Annotated in this window: 22 protein-coding genes; 16 read left to right on the top strand and 6 right to left on the bottom strand. The window is 47.3% G+C overall.

What is annotated here, in order from left to right; translation table 11 throughout:
- The first annotated feature begins 112 nt into the window (after positions 1-112).
- The 11 genes from AB1611_06065 (at position 113) to AB1611_06015 (ending at position 10,405) form a co-directional block, all read left to right on the top strand.
- Positions 113-448: a hypothetical protein gene (locus AB1611_06065; GenBank protein MEW6379155.1), complete on the top strand. Its 336-nt coding sequence runs from the start codon at positions 113-115 to the stop codon at positions 446-448.
- 1,340 nt (positions 449-1,788) lie between these two features.
- Positions 1,789-2,109: a hypothetical protein gene (locus AB1611_06060; protein MEW6379154.1), complete on the top strand. Its 321-nt coding sequence runs from the start codon at positions 1,789-1,791 to the stop codon at positions 2,107-2,109.
- A gap of 120 nt (positions 2,110-2,229) precedes the next feature.
- On the top strand, positions 2,230-2,586 hold the full coding sequence (locus AB1611_06055; GenBank protein ID MEW6379153.1) for a hypothetical protein: 357 nt from the start codon (positions 2,230-2,232) through the stop codon (positions 2,584-2,586).
- 213 nt (positions 2,587-2,799) lie between these two features.
- Complete coding sequence (locus AB1611_06050) at positions 2,800-3,231, top strand: hypothetical protein (GenBank protein ID MEW6379152.1); 432 nt, start codon at positions 2,800-2,802, stop codon at positions 3,229-3,231.
- Positions 3,232-3,287: 56 nt separating this feature from the next.
- Positions 3,288-3,776: a hypothetical protein gene (locus tag AB1611_06045; GenBank protein ID MEW6379151.1), complete on the top strand. Its 489-nt coding sequence runs from the start codon at positions 3,288-3,290 to the stop codon at positions 3,774-3,776.
- A gap of 112 nt (positions 3,777-3,888) precedes the next feature.
- A complete protein-coding gene (locus tag AB1611_06040; protein MEW6379150.1) occupies positions 3,889-4,239 on the top strand; it encodes a hypothetical protein in 351 nt (116 codons plus the stop codon).
- A gap of 163 nt (positions 4,240-4,402) precedes the next feature.
- Positions 4,403-5,113 carry a hypothetical protein gene (locus AB1611_06035; protein MEW6379149.1) on the top strand — a complete coding sequence of 237 codons (711 nt, stop codon included), beginning with the start codon at positions 4,403-4,405 and terminating at the stop codon, positions 5,111-5,113.
- 69 nt (positions 5,114-5,182) lie between these two features.
- Entirely contained in the window at positions 5,183-5,734 is a 552-nt protein-coding gene (locus AB1611_06030) for a hypothetical protein (protein MEW6379148.1), read from the top strand.
- A gap of 41 nt (positions 5,735-5,775) precedes the next feature.
- Entirely contained in the window at positions 5,776-6,513 is a 738-nt protein-coding gene (locus tag AB1611_06025; protein ID MEW6379147.1) for a hypothetical protein, read from the top strand.
- 147 nt (positions 6,514-6,660) lie between these two features.
- Complete coding sequence (locus tag AB1611_06020) at positions 6,661-9,669, top strand: tetratricopeptide repeat protein (protein ID MEW6379146.1); 3,009 nt, start codon at positions 6,661-6,663, stop codon at positions 9,667-9,669.
- Positions 9,670-9,865: 196 nt separating this feature from the next.
- Positions 9,866-10,405, top strand: coding sequence for a hypothetical protein (locus tag AB1611_06015; protein ID MEW6379145.1), 540 nt, complete (start codon positions 9,866-9,868; stop codon positions 10,403-10,405).
- A 92-nt stretch (positions 10,406-10,497) separates the two neighbouring features.
- Here the strand turns inward: AB1611_06015 and AB1611_06010 are convergent, their stop codons facing one another.
- Complete coding sequence (locus AB1611_06010; GenBank protein ID MEW6379144.1) at positions 10,498-10,623, bottom strand: hypothetical protein; 126 nt, start codon at positions 10,621-10,623, stop codon at positions 10,498-10,500.
- 195 nt (positions 10,624-10,818) lie between these two features.
- Here AB1611_06010 and AB1611_06005 point away from each other — a divergent pair, with 195 nt between their 5' ends.
- A complete protein-coding gene (locus AB1611_06005) occupies positions 10,819-12,054 on the top strand; it encodes a glycosyltransferase (GenBank protein ID MEW6379143.1) in 1,236 nt (411 codons plus the stop codon).
- Between the two features lie 27 nt (positions 12,055-12,081).
- On the opposite strand, the gene AB1611_06000 is transcribed toward AB1611_06005, so the two are convergent.
- Complete coding sequence (locus AB1611_06000) at positions 12,082-12,687, bottom strand: DUF445 family protein (GenBank protein ID MEW6379142.1); 606 nt, start codon at positions 12,685-12,687, stop codon at positions 12,082-12,084.
- Positions 12,688-13,168: 481 nt separating this feature from the next.
- On the opposite strand from AB1611_06000, the gene AB1611_05995 reads away from it, so the two are divergent.
- Both AB1611_05995 and AB1611_05990 read left to right on the top strand, forming a co-directional pair.
- Entirely contained in the window at positions 13,169-13,579 is a 411-nt protein-coding gene (locus AB1611_05995) for a cytochrome c3 family protein (protein MEW6379141.1), read from the top strand.
- 36 nt (positions 13,580-13,615) lie between these two features.
- Entirely contained in the window at positions 13,616-14,332 is a 717-nt protein-coding gene (locus AB1611_05990) for a GGDEF domain-containing protein (protein ID MEW6379140.1), read from the top strand.
- A 40-nt stretch (positions 14,333-14,372) separates the two neighbouring features.
- Here AB1611_05990 and AB1611_05985 read toward each other — a convergent pair whose 3' ends face one another.
- From AB1611_05985 to AB1611_05975, 3 genes are all read right to left on the bottom strand, one after another.
- A complete protein-coding gene (locus AB1611_05985; protein MEW6379139.1) occupies positions 14,373-14,702 on the bottom strand; it encodes an HNH endonuclease in 330 nt (109 codons plus the stop codon).
- Between the two features lie 32 nt (positions 14,703-14,734).
- Positions 14,735-15,799 (bottom strand): lysylphosphatidylglycerol synthase transmembrane domain-containing protein, encoded by a 1,065-nt coding sequence (locus AB1611_05980; protein MEW6379138.1) that lies wholly within the window; start codon positions 15,797-15,799, stop codon positions 14,735-14,737.
- Positions 15,800-15,951: 152 nt separating this feature from the next.
- Positions 15,952-16,185 carry a CopG family antitoxin gene (locus tag AB1611_05975; GenBank protein MEW6379137.1) on the bottom strand — a complete coding sequence of 78 codons (234 nt, stop codon included), beginning with the start codon at positions 16,183-16,185 and terminating at the stop codon, positions 15,952-15,954.
- A 377-nt stretch (positions 16,186-16,562) separates the two neighbouring features.
- Here AB1611_05975 and AB1611_05970 point away from each other — a divergent pair, with 377 nt between their 5' ends.
- Positions 16,563-17,633: a M42 family metallopeptidase gene (locus AB1611_05970; protein MEW6379136.1), complete on the top strand. Its 1,071-nt coding sequence runs from the start codon at positions 16,563-16,565 to the stop codon at positions 17,631-17,633.
- Between the two features lie 53 nt (positions 17,634-17,686).
- Here the strand turns inward: AB1611_05970 and AB1611_05965 are convergent, their stop codons facing one another.
- Positions 17,687-17,986 carry a Smr/MutS family protein gene (locus AB1611_05965; protein ID MEW6379135.1) on the bottom strand — a complete coding sequence of 100 codons (300 nt, stop codon included), beginning with the start codon at positions 17,984-17,986 and terminating at the stop codon, positions 17,687-17,689.
- 194 nt (positions 17,987-18,180) lie between these two features.
- On the opposite strand from AB1611_05965, the gene AB1611_05960 reads away from it, so the two are divergent.
- Positions 18,181-18,345, top strand: a complete 165-nt coding sequence (locus AB1611_05960) for a hypothetical protein (GenBank protein MEW6379134.1) — start codon at positions 18,181-18,183, stop codon at positions 18,343-18,345.
- Positions 18,346-18,372 lie beyond the last annotated feature (27 nt).

Genomic DNA, 18,372 nt, shown 5'->3' with positions numbered 1-18,372 from the left:
TCTCCCTTATTTCTCCCTCCTGAATCTTCGCCTTTATGCAGGCTTGGCAGAATCTGCCTTCCCAATCAGTTGAAAAGTCCCTCCTTACTTTTTCTGAAGGATCATAGGTTCTATGAATCAGGGCATTCCCCTTACTGGGAGATTTTCTATTGAAACACCAAGGACTTTCAAGGTTGAGCTCTCCTCATGTTCCCGGTTTGCATATACTATTCATAAGATGAATGATATATGCAAAAATATGCATAGCTGGGAGGGGAAAGGTTTTCGATTTATAAACATATGGTTAATCGATAAATGTTTCTCTGGTTATCTAATGCTCTGTGTAAGAAAGTACATAAAATTACATACCTGCACTATAAGGACCAGTTCTTGGCTTGAACTTGAGACAGCAGTCTCTCTCCAGGATAAAAATATAGCGGACTTCGATGATGGAAATTACGCATATTGAATCAATAGGTTAAGGTTACACCAGCACGAACTATCCAGGGAAAGACCGGGACTCTCCGTAACTTTTGTACTTGAGCATGGAATTTGCATTTCCTACAAAGGCAGAGGCAAGGAGGGAATATTGCATAAGAATTCCCGGTATTGGCAAGGTTACCGGGGTATGAGAGCGATAATTTCCATCATTATTTCTCGTATATTTAGTAGTATATAGAGAATTATCTGTTGATAACAGATACCCCAGCTTTACACCCCAGCTATTCAAAAGGTTAAGTTAATTTACTGTTATTCAGTGACGAAAGAGCCTATTCAACCAGAGAATGGGAAACTCTGAAGCGGTATTTTTCTATACTATTTCCAGGTTTCTCATTGCGGGTTTTTATAGTTTCGGCTTGGAGGATCTCTTATTGTACCCATTAACATTTAAGCGGTGACGAGATATGATCACATTTCTTAACTTTTTAAAAAACTTGACCAATTTCATATTTATCCAAGTGCTCCATTTTTTTTCTGCCAGATACCTCGACAATAGGAAATTAAAACAGATAGTTCGCTCCTCGTATCGATTTAAGTAAGATACCTGTTGCTGGAGAACTTGCAGAGCCATCTGCTGTAAGGTTATCCGGGATCTCAGAAAGATCCCGGGACGATAGAGACAGAGGTGATATTGTTAGGGTATTTATTGGTGCTCAAAAATGGACAGTTATGAAAATAACGAAAGGGGGTGAGAAGTTAAGAAACCAGCCCGGAAAGATTTTCAGAGAAAGGAGGTTGATTAAGGAATACTTCTTATTAGTGGTCGGCATGTATATTCATCCAAGTAAATTACTTCCCACTTGTCTTGCCTGCAATTTAACTCCTGGATAGTAGAATCTCAGGGCAAGCATTCAGCAAGGAGGTGTTTCTGAGAGAAGAGTTCGAAAAAAAAGGTCACCGGTACTTTCAAGGCGCGAACTTATCAATACCGATGACCCCTAAGGCTACATACAGAAAGTCTGGAACTTTTTGTATGCAATTCATATTTTTGCAAAAGATGTGCCAGGGGATGGCTTCCCCGAGGTAGCAAAGATTGAATGAGAAGTCATTCTTTGCTCTTAGCAAGATGTTGGATTACTTATGTTTTCCCGTCATAGTAGGAAGAACTTGAGAAACGAAAAGTGAGGGGAAGCATAATCGTTCCTCTGGCTCCAGTCCCATTAATAATCAAAGGTATGTTTCAGTGTTCAAGTTTTGCCTACTTGGATGTGATTCCTTGGCAGGCACATACCTTGAGCTGGAAGGGAGATTCATACTATGAGGAAATTTAGCTCACGAAAAAATGTAACGTGTCTTATTATTTTCTTCATGGTTACTGCTTTACTTGTTTCAACCCAGGTTTCTGCTCAGATTCTTCCATCGCCATACTATGACCCGTTTTATGGTTATAGTCCACTTCCATTGCCTCCGATTTCATTGTATCCTACACCTCCTCTTCTCTATCCTACAGTTCCCCTGTTCGATCCATATCTGGCGGCTCTGCCAACTCCTATCAGCCGTGCTGCGGCAGCAACGATAATTCTAACACCCGCAGCACCGGTAGTCACTGCTGCTGCACCTCTTGGAACGCTGGCTCTGACACCAACCACCCTTGTGTTTTTAATACTCTATCTGTCCCTGGAAGAATAGGACATGGAAAGTATCGTATGTTTTACCCTGTTTATGTTTAACTTTTAATGTAACTACTCAGGCTCTTGATAAAAGGATTATTCCTTTTAACAAAATCTTTGATTAAGGAGAATCTTTTACATGAAGCAGTTTAGCTTAGTAAGGTTTATGAGTTGCCTTATTATATTTCTCATAACAGTCATTTTTTTAACTTCAACACAGGTTTCCGCTCAATTTATTCCCTATCCTGCTCCGTATTATGATCCATACTTTGCCTTTGTACCTCCCGTGCCTTATTTCCCGGCTGCTCCGGTATTTGCTCCTCCGCTGTTCGATCCATACCTGGCACTGCCAACTGCAGCAAGCAGGACTGCAGCGGCAACTATTATTCTGGCTCCCACAACTCCGGTCGTCACCGCGGCTGCACCACTTGGCACATTGTCTCTTACACCAAGCACCCTGGTATTTTTGATACTGTTCCTGTCGCTTGCGGAATAAGTTCGGTATCGGCTGAAGAATTGAGGTGGTGTCCCTCTACAATTGGGGACAGGTCATTAGTCGTCCAAAATTAGTACAGGGACACTGCCGATGCTGGAAAACGTTTGAATGAAAGTATCACTTCAGATAACTTTCCGAAAAGTAGAGGAGTACAGATTTATGCGCAACAAGAGCTGTTTTATGAGTATCATTGGAAAATCTTTCCTAATTGTTATGTTATCTTGTGTTCTTACCTTAGCAGTCAGCCTTCAGAAGGGGTCCTGTCAATATCTTCCTTATATGCCCTTGACCTATGCTCCTTTTCTTCCGCCGCCGCCACCGCTTCTCTTCCCCTCGATCCAGTTTTGCCCTGTGCCATATCCAACGCTGCCCGGTATGAGAGCACCTCATGCCACCATTATCCTTTCAACCGGAATTACGGCGGTAAGTCCGACTACCGGAACTCTGGTCATTGGTGCACCGACAGTAGTTACGCCGACTACAGTACCGACAGTTGTCAGTACTGCTGTCCCGACAGTTACCACAGCAGCGCCTGCACCTTTAATCAGTATCCTGGGCATATTATACGCAAGCGCTCTCTATGAAAGCCCTCTTTCTGTGGCTAACCCACTGCTTTTTGCTTATTTATCATCGCTCACCATTTAGCAGACAAAAGAGAGCTTATATTCCTGCTAAGTGCGTAATCTAAGGAGATCAAGTTTATGCAGAAGAAGGGTTATTGTATGAGCCTTGCTCAGAAATCGCTTGCAGTCTTTTTCTTGGTGTGCATATTTATCTTGGGAATCGCTCTTCAGGAAGGTCTGGGGCAATATTATAACCCGTATTTTGATCCATTTCTTCCAGTTACGCCATTTGCTCCCGTGAGTTACAGTCCCTATCCGCTGCTTCCTCCTGTACCGATCGCGCCGGTGCCGTATATACGGGCACCTCAGGCTACGATTATTCTCTCCACTGGAATCACGGCGGTAAGTCCCACGGCAGGGGCGGTGGTCATTGGAGCACCAACGGTAGTTACTCCAACTACAGCACCAACAATTGTTTCTACTACCACACCTACAGTTACTACGGCAGCTCCTTCACCGTTATTTAGTATTCTGGCTGTACTTTATTCGGGCGCACTCTACGCACCGGCTCCCCTTTCTACCGCTAATCCGCTGCTTTTTGCCTACTTATCATCGCTGTTTATTTAGAGAGAGGGTTTAAGCAATGTCACAACAAGAAGTAAGAGGCCTTAAATTACTTTTAAGATTAGCTATCGCTAGTCTCTGTTTTATTTGTATTCTTTCTCTTTCCTCAAAATGTATGTCCCAGGTACCTGTTTTCTACCCCTATCCATATTTTTCCCCGGTTCCACCGGTCTATGCTCCCGTTCCTCCACCTTTATTCGTTCCTCCCTATATTGATCCAGTTCTGGCAGCCTCTCTGCCGATCCCGGTAACCAGGGCACCTGCGGCTACTATTATTATTACCAATCCGACAACAGGTGTAGTTTCCGTTACTACGGTAGCTCCACCCGCGGCTACAACTACTGCCTCAGTAAGTCCAATTGTTTCAGGCCTTGTCTCACTCTATGCGCAGGCACTTTATTCACCGGCAGCTTTAAGTACAGCCAATCCGCTTCTTTTTGCGGTATTATCGAATCTGTTTATCTGATCAGGAGGTGTCTTGAATTCCTCAAGATTCACTGTGGTGAATCTTGAGGAATTTCGCAATGCATAATTAGCTTGGCAGAACGGGTTTTTGAGAGAGATGAGAGATTTGATGAAAAGAGCTCTTGAGAGAGTATAGAGATACCTGGTAAGAAAGGAGGTTTATCATGGTCAAAGGTAAAAGAGGTATTGTGCTAGCCGTCTTTATGATTATAATTTCCCTGTCTGTGGTTTGTGTACCTTTGAGTAATGCGCAGTATACCGGCACTACTTTGCCTCCCCTCAGTACAGCCGTTGGATACGGGGGATTCTTTAATCCATATGTTTTTTCTCCCGGATTATACCGGACAGCGGCCAGTTATTATCCTGTTTTTGATCCTTTTGCCTCACTGCTCTACGCTCCTTTTGATCCTCTGCTCAGTGCAAGTTACTACCCGGCTCTCCCCACGCTGCCGTTTGCTCCACTCCCTGCCCCGGCAATATTGCCTGCAACTACGGCTGTTACTCCGACGCGTACAGCAGCCCAGACAGGAACCTGGGTAGGCACCTGGACGAGTACCTGGATTGCCTATATCGTTCTCTGGCACTCCGGTCCAATGACCTTGAATATTGTTGTAGATCCATTGTTAGGAACCGTTTACGGTACCGCTCTTCTCGCAGGAAGCAGATATACCAATATTCCGTTTGATGTAAGCGGGGTAAGGGTGAATAACATCATCAGTCTGGAAGGGATTCCAAAGCTGGGATTTCTTATTGATGTAACCTGTGTTCTCACCTCACCGACCACCATGAACGGTTTTTATGCGGTAACCGCTGCCGGCGATCTTGTGGATGAGGGAATATTCGATCTCAGCCTGCTTGCTCCGGTTCTTATATAGCTGTGCCATATAGTTAGCCGGCAGGTTATGAGAAGCATGAATTTTTTAACGTTTAAGGATGATCCAATTATGATTAGAGGGAAAAAGTATTTGTTATCTGTTTTGATCTTTACCTGTTTCTCAATAATGTGTTTGCCTCTGTGTGAAGCTCAATATCCCGTTTATCCCGTTTTTGACCCCTTTGCCGCTCTGCTGTATGCTCCCTTCAGCTATCCTGTTATTCCACCAGTACCTGTGGCGACTGCTCCAACCCGTACGGCTGCTCAGTCAGGGACATGGGTAGGCACCTGGACCAGTACCTATATCGCCTTTATCGTCCTCTGGAATACAGGGCCAATGACTTTGAATATCGTTGTTGATCCATTGCTCGGAACCGTTGTCGGTACCTGTGTTCTCCCGGGGAGCCGGTATGCAAATATTCCTTTTGACGTGAGTGGGGTGAAAGTAAATGACATTATTTCGGTCAGCGGACTTCTGTCTACCGGATACAATATGGTTTTGACCTGTCTTCTTACCTCACCGACTACGATGACTGGCTTTTATGTAGTAGAAGGCACCCATATCCCGGTACTGGATGAAGGAGTATTCAATTTGTCATTGCTGTCTCCGGTTTTACTATAGGTCACTTAATGTACTCCATCAAAGTTTAAGGATATTCAGCTATGATCAGAGGAAAAAGGTGCATCATATTATCTGTCGTTATTCTTGTCTGCGCCCTGATGGTCTGTGTATCTTCCGGCGATGCCCAGCTTTCCGGCGTTACCCTGTCTCCCTTAACCGGATTGAGGTCGGATGCCTTTACTCAAATGATTCCTGCTCTCCTTCCTCCCCTGCCGTATACTCCTTTTGCTGAAGGTTCTTCCTTTTTCAGTTTCGATCCTTTGAGCTTTCCTGTACTTTACGACCCTCTCAATTTCCTTTTGCCTTTGAATTCACTATCGGCTGTTTCCCCGTGGCCGGTAATCCAGGTGCCGTATTTGACCTCCATAATTCCAGCAGCAAGCTCGCTTGCTCCCGCTCTTTCTTCATCTGCCGGCCTGCCCATGCGCAGAGCCGCCCAGACAGGGACCTGGACGGGTACGTGGACCAGTACTTACATTGCCTATATTGTCCTGTGGCACACTGGTCCGATGACCCTGAATATAGCCGTAGATCCACTTACGGGAACCGCGGTTGGCACCTGTATTCTCACGGGGAGCAAGTATGCGAACTTTCTGGTGAATGTGAGTGGGGTAGAAGCCAACAGCGTCATTACCTTAAGCGGATTTCTGGGTACTGGATATGACCTTCTCATAAATGGCGTTCTTACCTCCCCGACTACCCTGACAGGCTATTATACAGTAACCGGTACCAATATCCCGGTACTGGATGAGGGAGTATTTAGTTTGGTGCTTCTGTAAATCGGAGGCAGAAGTTTTCATTTTTCGGAGCGGTCTTCCGTTTCCGGCGGCCAGGCTCCGGTATAATGTCCAGGCAGCAGGCGGGACGTTCATGTCCCGCCTGCTCAACCGGGCAGGGTGAGAAAATAAAAGGTGTCCTTTAAGACTATGGAAAAGCGAACGATCTCCATGAAAAAACCAGTATTCATATTTTATCTATTCTTTCTGCTGTGTTCTTTCCTCAGCCCCGTTTCTTTGAGCGAGGCTGCAGCCCCTCAACCGGGAAAACCGGCCTATAATCTTCTTCTCATCACCATCGATACCCTGCGGGCAGACCACCTGGGCTGTTACGGCTATCAGGATGTGAATACACCGGCGATCGATTCTCTGGCATCGGAGGGCATTCTCTTTACCCAGGCTCTTACTCCTGTTCCCATCACTCTGCCGTCCCATGTTTCGATCATGACCGGGCTCTATCCAGTTCAGCATGGTATCTGGAACAATGGAAATTTTGTTCTGCAGCAGGATGTCGTCACTTTGGCTGAAGTCATGAAATCAAATGGATACCGTACCGGGGCCTGCGTCGGAGCATTTGTGCTGAACTCCATGTTCGGCCTGGATCAAGGCTTTGACACCTATAATGATTCTCTTCCGGGCAAGAAGAGGTCATCGGCCAGCCCAATGGATAGTGAGCGCAGAGCAGAGGAGGTAACCAAATCAGCCCTGGAGTGGCTGGAGAAAAATCATAGCCAGCCCTTTTTCCTCTGGGTTCACTACTTCGACCCGCATGCGATTTATTTTCCGCCCCCTCCATTCAGGGAAAATTATAAGCACCGTCTCTACGATGGAGAAATTGCCTATACGGACAAGTGTCTGGGTGATTTGCTCGACGGCCTCAAGAGAATGGGAGCGACCGATAAGACGGTCGTCGTTTTGACCGCGGATCATGGGGAAGGGCTGGGTGAGCACGGTGAATCTACCCACACGATTTTTATCTACGATGCAACTCTTCGGGTCCCCCTGATCATCAAGGCTCCCGCCGGGCTTATGCCGGCAGCAAAAAAAATGATAAAGAAAGTACCTCAGATGGTTACTACCCTGGACATCTTCCCGACCATCATGGATCTTTTTTCAATCCAGCCTGACGGAGTCTCCTTGAGCGGTTTACCGGGAAAAAGCCTGCTTCCCCTGGTATCGGGAGGGTGTCAGGCCCTTCATCAGGAAGTATTCTGTGAAACATTGTATCCGGAGCTTAATTTTGGCTGGAGCCGGATCGAAGGGATAAGAACAGGGGACTGGAAATATATCAAGGCTCCCCGCTCTGAACTGTACCATCTGCTGAAAGATCCGGCAGAAAATTCCAATCTCCTGACCGGAGAGCCTGAGCTTGCCATTGACTGGGAAAAAAAGCTTGGAGCACTCAAGGAACAGCTCCGGAAGGAAAAAAGACAGCCCCAGATCGTCCAGAACGATGCTGCCCTGCGCCGGCTTGAAGGATTGGGCTACTTTCGGTCCACAAAAAAAGATCCGGCACAAGACTCTCAAAAACGGCCCGATCCCAAAGATATGATCCAATTGATCGACGGAATAGACCGGGGACTTTCCTATTATTATCTTGACTCTTATGAACTGGCCTACAATGAATTTAAAAAAGTAATCGATGCGAACCCGGAAAATGTCTCGGCCACCTTTTACCTTGCCTGTGTAGAGGAAAGAATGGGTAAATATGAACAGGCACGGGACAGATTCCTCCATCTTTTGGCCTTGCAGCCAGGCTATCTGGAGGCCCGTAACCACCTTGGCATCGTTTACCATCAGCTTGGCCAGCTTGATCAGGCGCTCAAGGAGTTTAAACTGGCCCTGGAGGAAGCCAAGTATGCAGATGTGTATTATAACCTGGGTGTGGTCTATAAGGAGATGGGATTAAAAGATGAGGCCATTTCAGCGGCCAAATCTGCCATCGAGCTTGATCCGGATTATGGCGATGCCATAAACCTGCTGGGTGAAATGGCCCTTGAGAGGGGAAGGCTGGAAGAAGCGAATAAATATCTGGAAGAGGCATATCAATACTTCACCCAGGTCCTGAAGCTTGAACCAAACCACCTGGAAGCACACAATAATCTGGGAGTGATTTATTTTCACCGCTCGAAGATGGAAGATGCTCTTCGGGAGTTTTCTCAGGCTGCGGCCATAGATCCAAACAGTGCCGAGGCCCATAATAACCTTGGCAGTCTTTTTCTGGCACAGGGATCGTATGACAAAGCCAAAGACGCCTTTCAGAAAGCCATGAAGATAAAGCCGGGCTATTCAGAAGCCCTGGTTAATCTGGGAACCGCATGGTTCAAGGAAGGTAACCTCGAAAAGGCTCAGGATATCTACCTCCAGGCTACCAGGCTTTTTCCGAACAACCAGGATGCCTGGAATTGCCTGGGGCTGACCCATTTCACCCGCAAGGACTATCAGGGTGCGATTGATCACTTTGAAACCGCTCTCAAGACAGGCCCGGCCAGAGCGGATGTTTACATCTCGATCGGGAAAACCTACCTGAGTCTGCGCTCCTTTGACAAATCGCTTGCCGCTTTGAAAAAAGCGGTGGAAGTCGATCCCCATAACAAGGAGGCGCATCTGATCATGGGACATGTTCTATTTGATGAGCTCGGCAGGGCCCAGGAGGCGGTAGTGGAATGGGAGGAAGCCCGCCGTCTTGATCCTTCCGACCCTGTTCCGCTGATGAACCTGGCCGCTGTCAGCTTTCAGGCCGAGAGATATCCGGAGGCCATTATGCTCTGGAAGAAAGCGCTTGAAATTGATCCTGATTCGAATGACGCCTGTCTCCACCTGGGAACAGCCTATCTTAAGCAGAACAATATCGAAGAGGCGATTCGGTCATGGCAGAAAATCCTTGACCGGGCACCTTCGCATACGGAAGCACTGATCAACCTTGGCACCGCCTTTTATCGGAAAGGAGACTTTGAAAAGGCCGTAGAAGTATGGCGAAAGGCGGAGGACGTCGCTCCGGAGGATCCGAAAATTCATTATAACCTGGCTCTGGCCCTCATGTATCGGAGAAACTACCGGGAATCCCTGGAAGAACTGGAAGAAGTCCTTCGACTTGAGCCGGACAACACCCAGGCACGAATGCTCATGGAGACAGCCAGACAGCAGGAGAGTTACTAAGATTCTCTGGTTATACATGTTACTTTTTGCAACAGGAGGTGAATATTAAGAAGTAAATTAGTTTTAACCATAAGCAAGAGCATATCCCCGAAAAATTGTATTTTATCTACTCGAATAGCCGGTACCATCCAGTTATGAAAACAGGATTAGTGACAACCCAGGAATACATCATAATACACCAAAGGAGGGAAAAACGATGAGAAAGTGGGTCTCATTACTCTTCATAGCAATAATCGTAGCATTCTCGTTTAGTCCCGGATCGGCTCAAATGCTGGCATATCCAGGGGCTCTTGGGTCTCGGGCTCCTTTTTTCTACGTTCCGCCGATTAGTCCCCTGTATGCACCTGCACCTTTTGCAACCCTGCCGTTAGGGATGCCGCCTCTGCTCACTGCTGCCCCGCGGCCTCTCCTTGCTCCAATGGGTATCCCGCAGCCGGTGAGAAATGCAGCGGCGACGATTACCATCATCTTTAATCCTGCTCTGTCAGTGGTTAATGTGAGCGCCGTGCCTATCGCCACAGCGGTTCCGGTAGTACCAACAGTACCAACGGCGGTGGTCCCTGCTCCGACTACAACTCCTACTGCTATTGCCACGCTTCTGCCTGCACTTTTGTCGGTTCCGACCGGCCCTCCCTGGACTCAGACCCAAACGATATCCACAACTGCCATTGTGCCTACTCTTCCAGCCGCAACTGCAACTATTCCAGGGTTAAGTGTCTTGCTGCCATTTATTTAATAGGAAGTGACGTTTTCACTGGTTAGAATTCAAACGTCAGGGCAAATCCCTCTCCACCACGGGAAAGCGGAGAGGGATTTGCAGTTTATGCGCTACTCTTCAATGCCAGGCTCAGAATCGGCCGCAGCAGTATATTCCCTTCCCACAAATCCTTCACCGGTAGTCTGGTAATATTCTCCAGGACATTGCCTTACCAGGTCCACCATAAAATCCGCCAAAGCCGGAAATTTTTCGTAGCTTATTTTAAGTTATCCCACCGATGTATCTACATAAATTATGTATCTAACTTTTATATTAGCTATAGATGCCTACACGCAACCAGAAACCAGAAAGTTTCCACAGATTCAGTGATTGGCTGCCAGTGCTTTTGACTTGGTTGTAATGTGGAAAATATTACCGGAGAGTCTAAAATTATGAAGATCTTGCAAGTTTGTCATGATGTTCAATCCCAGGGCGGAAAGGATTGGGTTGCTGAAGCAGATAAGCGGCTGCTCAAAAAGAATGGCCACCGGATAATTTACCTTGGGCAGGAGAATAAAAAGGCTATTAACGCCAGTAGATATACGGCTTCGCACACTGTCCATCATCATGGTTCACCCCACTGGAGAGATCAGTCTTCTCCGATTATCCAGATGATCCAAAAGCATCGACCCAATGTGGTACATGTCTATAATATGGCATTAACGGGCCTTCCTCAGTTCTCCAATACCTGTCAGAAGTTGGGTATCCCTGTTATCCAGAGTTTGTATCGGTACGAAGTGCTGTGTCCTAAATCCAGCCTTTTTTACTCAAATAAACTGTGCATTTCATGTATGAAACAATCTTTATTGAAAGGTGATGGTCTACAAAAATGTTGCAGGGATAATCAAAATCAGGTAACGGATGTAGTAAAAATGATCCGGGACTATTGGAACCAAAAAGCCTGTCATGGAAGTGTTGATTGTTACCTTGTTCCAACTGAATTCTTCAAGGAAAAGCTGATTGAATACGGCTTTCCCAATCAGAAGGTAGTTGTGAAACCTCATGCCGGCGACGAAGTCGAGTCCGCCCCCGCCCAGGAGGTTGAAGATTATGCCCTGTTTCTTGGAAAGCTATCTGAAGAGAATGGAATCCGGACCCTGCTGAATGCATGGTCATCTGTTCCCGATATCCCGTTAAAAATCTTAGGCGATGGTCCTCTCAAGCAGGAAGTGGAGGATGCCTGTTCCGGTTCCAAAAATCTCGAATTTTTAGGCTGGCAGTCAAAGGCTGAATGTACCTATCATCTGGCGCGTGCTTTAATGCTCATTTTTCCCAAAGAATCCCATGAGACCTTTCCATCCACCATCATCAGGGCTTATGCATATGGAATTCCGGTAATTGCCAGCGATTTGGGAGGAATGAAGCACTTTGTAATTAACGGAATCAGCGGCTGCCTGTTCCCTCCCGGTGATGCAAAGGAACTGGGGGAAAAAGTCTCCTGGCTCTGGAAAAACCGGAATATACTAACCTCGATGAGGGAGGGGGCCAGGACTGAATATGAGGAGAAATACAGTGGAGAGAAGAACTATCAGATACTCATCAATCTCTATCAGGATGTTTTATCTCAAAAGAAACGGGTAGCAGTCAAGAATATCAATCGAAATTTTCATCATCTGCAAAACCTGTGACCTGATCCGGAAGGTGTATCTTTCGTTCTACAAGAGAATCAGGCCGACCTGGATGAGGCCGATCATGAATCCGAGGACTCCTCCATAGATTTCGATGGCTTTGAGTTCCCTTGAAGATATTTCCAGAATAATCTGCTCTAATTTTTCCAGTTCGAATGACCTGATACGATCTGTCACCAGCGCCTGCATGTCGAGATGTGCCTCCAGGCCTGCGGCAAATCTTTCGGCCAGGTCCGGCAGCATGAGGATCATTTCGGAAACGATAGCTGTCCTGATTTTGGCTTTGGTCTCCGTGCCGATAAAGGCTGAAATCATAGGGTTCAGAGAAAGGATCTTTCGGTCGATCAATTCCTGCACCTTTTGGTCGATGAGTTGCCTGAAGGATTCAATAACCTGGACCGATTTCAGGCTTTCGGCAATATCCGCATGGGATATGAGGTGGTTTGAAACCGTTTTCCCAATACTTGCGGCCAGTTCCTCCCTTCGTTTCGGCACCAGTCCCTGTATTTTCAGAGGTCCAAAACCAACAGGCTGATACGGGTGAAAGATCATCCGCACAGCCAGGTAGTTGGTAAACCAGCCGATAAGGGCACTGATAAAAGGAATGGAAGTTATCTTGAGCGTCGTGTACACTGAATTTCTCCTTATATCTTCTCACAGGGATCCAGAAAGTGATCGAATCGAAATTCCTATTATACCCGATCTTCACCGAGACTGAAAACGATTTTCTCGTAATCTTCAGCATGCAGAGCGGGAAAACAGGTAAAAATTCCTGACGGTCTGAATCCTATCGGCAGAGAAAAAATTTATGCCTTGAGAAATATTTTTTATACCCCTCTCAGGTCTCCCTGCGGTTTCAGATGGCTCATTTTTTGATCGTCTGCATCTTTAGTCAGTTGTTATCTGCCTGATTCTCTTCCTTTACCGGATATTACCCTCTCTGGTATTGATCTTGCTTGTATGAGAAGCAAGCAAAATCAGGGTCGTGCACTTTTAGGCCAGCCGCACGTGACAGGTTGAGGTTGGGTGAGTGATAAGGGCAGTAGCTGTTTGTGGTGGTTATGGTTGTGATTGTGTGGGTCAAAAGGGGTTAGAGTGAAGTGAGGAGCGAAAGATGGGTAGTAGGGGAAGTAATTGGTTATGGACGATATTGTGGTTAGTGGTTATTTGCCTGGGAGTGGTGAACAGAGCCAGTGGTCAAAGTATACCGGACAAGATGATTATCAATAATGAAGTGTATACTACCGATATTTACCAGGGGGTTCAGTTTGATCATAGCGGCCATGCTGTGAATCTCTCCATTGCCTGTAAGGTCTGCCATCATGAGTGGAAACAGAACGAAACCAGGGTGCCGGGCAAGTGCATTGGTTGCCATGCGGGAAAAGAGGCAGAGGGAATTCTCCTGCGGGATGCTTATATGAATATATGCAGAGGATGCCATAGCAATTTAAAGATCGAGGGAAAGCCGTCGGGCCCAACCCGGTGCGACGAATGTCATCCAAAAAAGAGACGTGTTAAGCAGTAATTGACGAAGATATATCGATGGTATGGAGACTCATGAATGAGTAGTGTGGAAATAGAGCTAACCAAGCAAAAGGGCGAAAATACTTTCCCCCTTCGGGTTTTCGATTATCAGCAATTGCTGATCAAGTACCTGAATTACGTTGTCTTGAATAATGAATTGATGAAGGTCAATAACGAGCTGAATACCCTTATCAAAAAATTGAAAAGACAATGCTCCCAGGATGGTCAAACCGGTTTGTATAACTATCGGCATCTTCGTCAGCGATTGAATATGGAATTTAAACGGGCCAGAAGGTATCAGGAGCCCTTGACCTGCATCATGCTCGATGTAGACCATTTTAAATCAATTAACGATACCTATGGCCACCGGTTTGGTGATTTTGTACTCAAGAAACTGGGTTATATGCTGCGGCATCCTTTGCGGGAGACGGATATCGTGGCCCGGTATGGTGGAGACGAATTCGGCATCCTCGTTCCCAACACCGGTTACCAGGGAGCGTTCATAATTGCCCAGAAGATCTATGAACGGATCACCAGCTACTCTTTCCGGTATAATGGCACCTGTACCAATATTACCGCCAGCCTCGGTCTGGCATCATTTCCGGATGATCAGGTTCTCACCCCCGGCCAGCTCATAGATTTTGCCGACAGGGCCCTGTATCAGGTGAAAAAAAATGGAGGGAACGCAATCTTGGGCTTTCAGGATATTGGAAAACCGCAAGAATGCACCATGGCAGCAGCAAACCGGAAGTGAATCAGCATACGAGATGTGAAGTGAAGTGAAGTGAAGCGGATTATCTGTCAGAAGAACGATCAGGTGGTTCACCGGAAGTGTCACGGAGTCTGTCCATGACTACCTCGGCACGGGTATAATATTTTTTCTCAGCATTGCACTTCTTACAGCAGGGGACAACATTGCCTTTGGTACTGCTGCCGCCACGGGACAGGGGTACAATATGATCCATGGTCAGCTCCTGCGGTGAAAATTGCTTTTGACAATAGTAGCAGATTCCTGCCCCTATCCTGTTTTTCCACCATTGGGATTTTCGAAGCTCTCTGGCCTTTTCTTTCTCCCTGGCTATATGCCGTGGGTCTTTTTCAATATGAATCCAGTCGTTCTCCATAATAAAATAAGTCTCTTTTTCTCCAAAGCTTTTCATTCAGCCACAAAGGTTCCCTCAGCCGAAGCAGGTTGAGGACTTTTCCTGACCAGCAGGTAAAAAGGAAGCCCAACCAGGCCCCAGAAGATCGCTATCAGGTGAATCACGGCGATGATTTCACCTCCCAGGGATGAGCCTACCAGTTTATACAGGTATTCAAAGGCTGCCTCTCCCACTCCCAGGCCGGCCGGAGCAATGGGCAGAGCACTGGCAATGAGACCAAGTGGCGTGATAACCCCGTAGAAGCGCCAGCTCATCGGGGAACCGATAACCCTGCCAATGATAAGGCTGGTGATAATGATGGTCGTATGAACCAGAGAGGAAAGGAAGAGTGAGAAGTAAATGGTAAATTGTTTGTCCCGATAGACCCGCATCGCCCGGTAGCCCCTCATGAGCATATTCCCCAAGAGTCCGTGGGAATGTCTTTCCAGATGGGCATCGAGAAAAGAAACCGGCAGATTCAGCAGCAGAATCAGTCCCAGAAGGGTGGTGATGCAGACTGCGAGAATAGAACAACTGAAGGTCCTGACCATCCGGTTTCCGCCCAGACTGATAGCCGGATGGGCAAGCACCGATATTCCCCCCACCAGCACCAGCCCGGCCACTCCCAGAACCCGATCGATGAGGACCGTGGTGATGGTTTCCATTTTCTTGCCCGGATAGATGGAAGCCAGGTAGTAGCATTTGACCAGATCGCCTCCGGTAGCTCCCGGCAGGCACAGATTGAAAAACATGCCGATGAAATTCAGGCTCAGTGTTTTCCAGAAAGTAATCATTACCCCCTGGGCGAGCAGAAGCAGATACCATCGAATGGAAGTGATGACCGTCAGAAGGCCCCACAGAAGCGTAACCAGCGAAAACCACCCCGGATGCGCCATGACTTTACCCATCGAATGCAGGTTCAGGCCGCCACTTGAAATCAGATAAACGATCAATCCGGCCGCAAAGGCGACCTTGAAGGCCGTTAACAGGTTCTTGTGCAGTTTAGTCATGGAGGCAGTCTTTTCCCGGTTACAGTTTTTCCTGGTTGTCCAGATGTTCCCCATCTTTGATGGGAACATCCCCTCCACTCCTCATGGTAGACGTAACCACCCTTGTACTCGATTTTGACAACTTCGTTCATATTCCACATATGATTTGCCTCATGTTAAGGGTTCAATCTCCAGGATGGACCTCTCCCTCCAAAGAGGTGCGAGGGAGTAGAGCTGCGGATTTATCGCCACGTGTACTCTGCAGCATGCAATTTTTCAAGAATCCATTCACGTATTAATTCAGTATTTTTCAACCCCCTTCGGCGTGCTGATCTTTCCAGGGATTGTATTTCATCCTCTTCAAGATGTAATTGAATGTCCTTCCCCTTGCTGAAAACTGGCTCGGTAACTTCTTCACGTAAATCCTCAAAGTCAGTAATATCGTGTTTATCCCAAAAATGAGCAAGCTCACTTATTGAATTTTTGGTAATTCTTGCTTCCTCATTTGTACCTCCATTTTTTATATCGATCTTTTTCTTTTTGTGTCATATCTCTGGCTGTTACCGGATACCCTTTGATTACAATATACCTCAATCCGGGAATTTTGGGAAGTGTACTTGTATCATAATTCTACCAAAAACATTCTCAAGTATTCTTCTCTGCCCACTCGTCACAGCCTGCTGCAAGAAAGCTTGGTGGAGAAGGATATTCCGGCTTGCTGAATTACCGGAAGAATGTTACCATAATTCTCTTACCTGAAAAGCACCTATAGGGTACTGATAAACCATAATCGCGAAAAACACGAAAGACAGGGAAAAACACCTATAACCTCACGAAAAGGAGGAACTGCTCAATGCGTCAGGAATCGTTTGATTTTTTGAAAAGGCTGGTCGATGCTCCAAGCCCGTCGGGGTTTGAGGCACCGGCGGTGCGGGTATACCGGGAATATATTCAACCCCATGCTGATACGGTAACTGTTGATGTTATGGGCAATGCCTCGGCAACGCTGTCAGGGAAAACTCCCGGCCCCCGCATCATGCTGTGCGGGCATTGCGATGAGATCGGCTTTATGGTGCAGTATATCGATGATCAGGGGTTCATATTCTTTTCTGCCATCGGCGGAATCGATATCCATCTGGTTCCGGGCCACCGGGTCCGCATCCATACTTCAGGAGGGTCGGTCCTTGGAGTCATCGGGAAGAAACCGATCCATCTGATGGAGGATGAGGACCGGAAAAAGGTGGCCAAGATTACTGATCTGTATATCGATATCGGGGCTAAGGATAAGAAGGAGGCTGAAGAGGCGGTCCTCATCGGAGACCCTATTACCATAGATGTGGGACTGGAGCGGTTAAAGAACGATCTTGTCTGCTCCAGGGGGCTTGACGACAAGGCAGGCGCCTTTGTTGTTGCGGAAACTCTGCGTCTGCTCAGGGAAGAGGGCAAGCCTTTTTGCGGCCAGGTGATTTCCGTGGCTACGGTCCAGGAAGAGGTCGGCCTTCGCGGTGCCACGACCAGTGCCTATCAGCATAAGCCGGATGTGGGAATTGCGGTTGATGTCGGGTTTGCCACTGATCAGCCGGGCATCGAGAAGAAAAAGGTGGGCGATTTTTCCCTTGGCAAAGGCCCGATCATTTCCCGTGGAGCTAACATCAATCCGGTAGTCTTCGACCTTCTGGTCCGGTCAGCCAAAGAAGCGGATATCCCCTGTCAGATAGAGGCGGCCCCCCGGTCCACCGGCACTGATGCCAATGTCCTGCAACTGTCCAGGGGCGGGGTGGCAGCCGGGCTGGTCAGTGTTCCCTGCCGGTATATGCATACTTCGGTCGAGGTGGTGTCCCTCCAGGATATGGAAAGCTCTGCCCGGCTGCTGGCTGCTTTTGTCCGGAATTTATCGGGCGACACTTCCTTTATTCCGGTATAACAAAGGGCTGGTTTATTTTCAGACTGGCAGGGGGGGATTCTCAAGCCCCCTCTCTACCGCTTGAGGACCACGATGGTTGCTCCCCAGGAGCCTGCCTGCGGAGGAGCCAGGGAAAAGGATTGCACCAGGGGAGATGTCCTCAGAATGCTGTGGACTCTCTCCCTCAGCATTCCGGTTCCCTTGCCGTGAATGATGCGGACCTGATAGATATGCCTTTCCCGGCAGGCCTCAAGATAATCCTGAAGGAGATCAGGAACCTCTCCGGGCAGGAAGGTATGAAGATCCAGAGAATCCTCAATGGGGACCTCTACCGCCTCAAATTCATTGTATTGTGAGCTCTCTGTGTCTGACATGGCTGCTTTGCGGCTCCCAGGAGGGATGAAAGCGTTACTCTCCCTCAAAGGTAAGATTCATAATCTTAAATAGCCATTGCGTAATGTATCATTGTCAAGCTATTATACAGTGAGTATTGGGGTCGTTGCAATAATCGTCCACATTATGCCGGGGCTGGAAACTTTTGCCTATCGGGAGCACAAGGAATATTGCTATGAAGACAGTGACTGTACTTCAGGTTAGAAGCCATCTGGGAGAGACCCTGGATCTGCTTGCCAGGACCAAAGAACCGGTTTTGATAAAGATCAGCCAAAGATCGCGGCTGGAAAAGCCAGCAAAATTTGCGGGACGTCCCATTTTAATTTTACTAATCGTCTGAAGTTTGTTACAATTATGAGAGAATAGA

It is taken from the genome of bacterium, from assembly GCA_040755755.1.
In the GTDB taxonomy this organism is placed as follows: domain Bacteria; phylum SZUA-182; class SZUA-182; order DTGQ01; family DTGQ01; genus DTGQ01.
This window is presented reverse-complemented; position numbering and strand designations above follow the sequence as displayed.

Bases quoted from the DNA above. Each gene is read 5' to 3' on its own strand.
- AB1611_05960 (MEW6379134.1), top strand. From the start codon at position 18,181: ATGAAGACAGTGACTGTACTTCAGGTTAGAAGCCATCTGGGAGAGACC.
- AB1611_06025 (MEW6379147.1), top strand. From the start codon at position 5,776: ATGATCAGAGGAAAAAGGTGCATCATATTATCTGTCGTTATTCTTGTC.
- AB1611_06035 (MEW6379149.1), top strand. From the start codon at position 4,403: ATGGTCAAAGGTAAAAGAGGTATTGTGCTAGCCGTCTTTATGATTATA.
- AB1611_05990 (MEW6379140.1), top strand. From the start codon at position 13,616: ATGAGTAGTGTGGAAATAGAGCTAACCAAGCAAAAGGGCGAAAATACT.
- AB1611_06050 (MEW6379152.1), top strand. From the start codon at position 2,800: ATGTTATCTTGTGTTCTTACCTTAGCAGTCAGCCTTCAGAAGGGGTCC.
- AB1611_06005 (MEW6379143.1), top strand. From the start codon at position 10,819: ATGAAGATCTTGCAAGTTTGTCATGATGTTCAATCCCAGGGCGGAAAG.
- AB1611_06060 (MEW6379154.1), top strand. From the start codon at position 1,789: ATGGTTACTGCTTTACTTGTTTCAACCCAGGTTTCTGCTCAGATTCTT.
- AB1611_05985 (MEW6379139.1), bottom strand. From the start codon at position 14,702: ATGGAGAACGACTGGATTCATATTGAAAAAGACCCACGGCATATAGCC.
- AB1611_05970 (MEW6379136.1), top strand. From the start codon at position 16,563: ATGCGTCAGGAATCGTTTGATTTTTTGAAAAGGCTGGTCGATGCTCCA.
- AB1611_06030 (MEW6379148.1), top strand. From the start codon at position 5,183: ATGATTAGAGGGAAAAAGTATTTGTTATCTGTTTTGATCTTTACCTGT.
- AB1611_06020 (MEW6379146.1), top strand. From the start codon at position 6,661: ATGGAAAAGCGAACGATCTCCATGAAAAAACCAGTATTCATATTTTAT.
- AB1611_06045 (MEW6379151.1), top strand. From the start codon at position 3,288: ATGCAGAAGAAGGGTTATTGTATGAGCCTTGCTCAGAAATCGCTTGCA.
- AB1611_05980 (MEW6379138.1), bottom strand. From the start codon at position 15,799: ATGTTCCCATCAAAGATGGGGAACATCTGGACAACCAGGAAAAACTGT.
- AB1611_05965 (MEW6379135.1), bottom strand. From the start codon at position 17,986: ATGTCAGACACAGAGAGCTCACAATACAATGAATTTGAGGCGGTAGAG.
- AB1611_06040 (MEW6379150.1), top strand. From the start codon at position 3,889: ATGTCCCAGGTACCTGTTTTCTACCCCTATCCATATTTTTCCCCGGTT.
- AB1611_06065 (MEW6379155.1), top strand. From the start codon at position 113: ATGAATCAGGGCATTCCCCTTACTGGGAGATTTTCTATTGAAACACCA.
- AB1611_06015 (MEW6379145.1), top strand. From the start codon at position 9,866: ATGAGAAAGTGGGTCTCATTACTCTTCATAGCAATAATCGTAGCATTC.
- AB1611_05995 (MEW6379141.1), top strand. From the start codon at position 13,169: ATGGGTAGTAGGGGAAGTAATTGGTTATGGACGATATTGTGGTTAGTG.
- AB1611_06055 (MEW6379153.1), top strand. From the start codon at position 2,230: ATGAAGCAGTTTAGCTTAGTAAGGTTTATGAGTTGCCTTATTATATTT.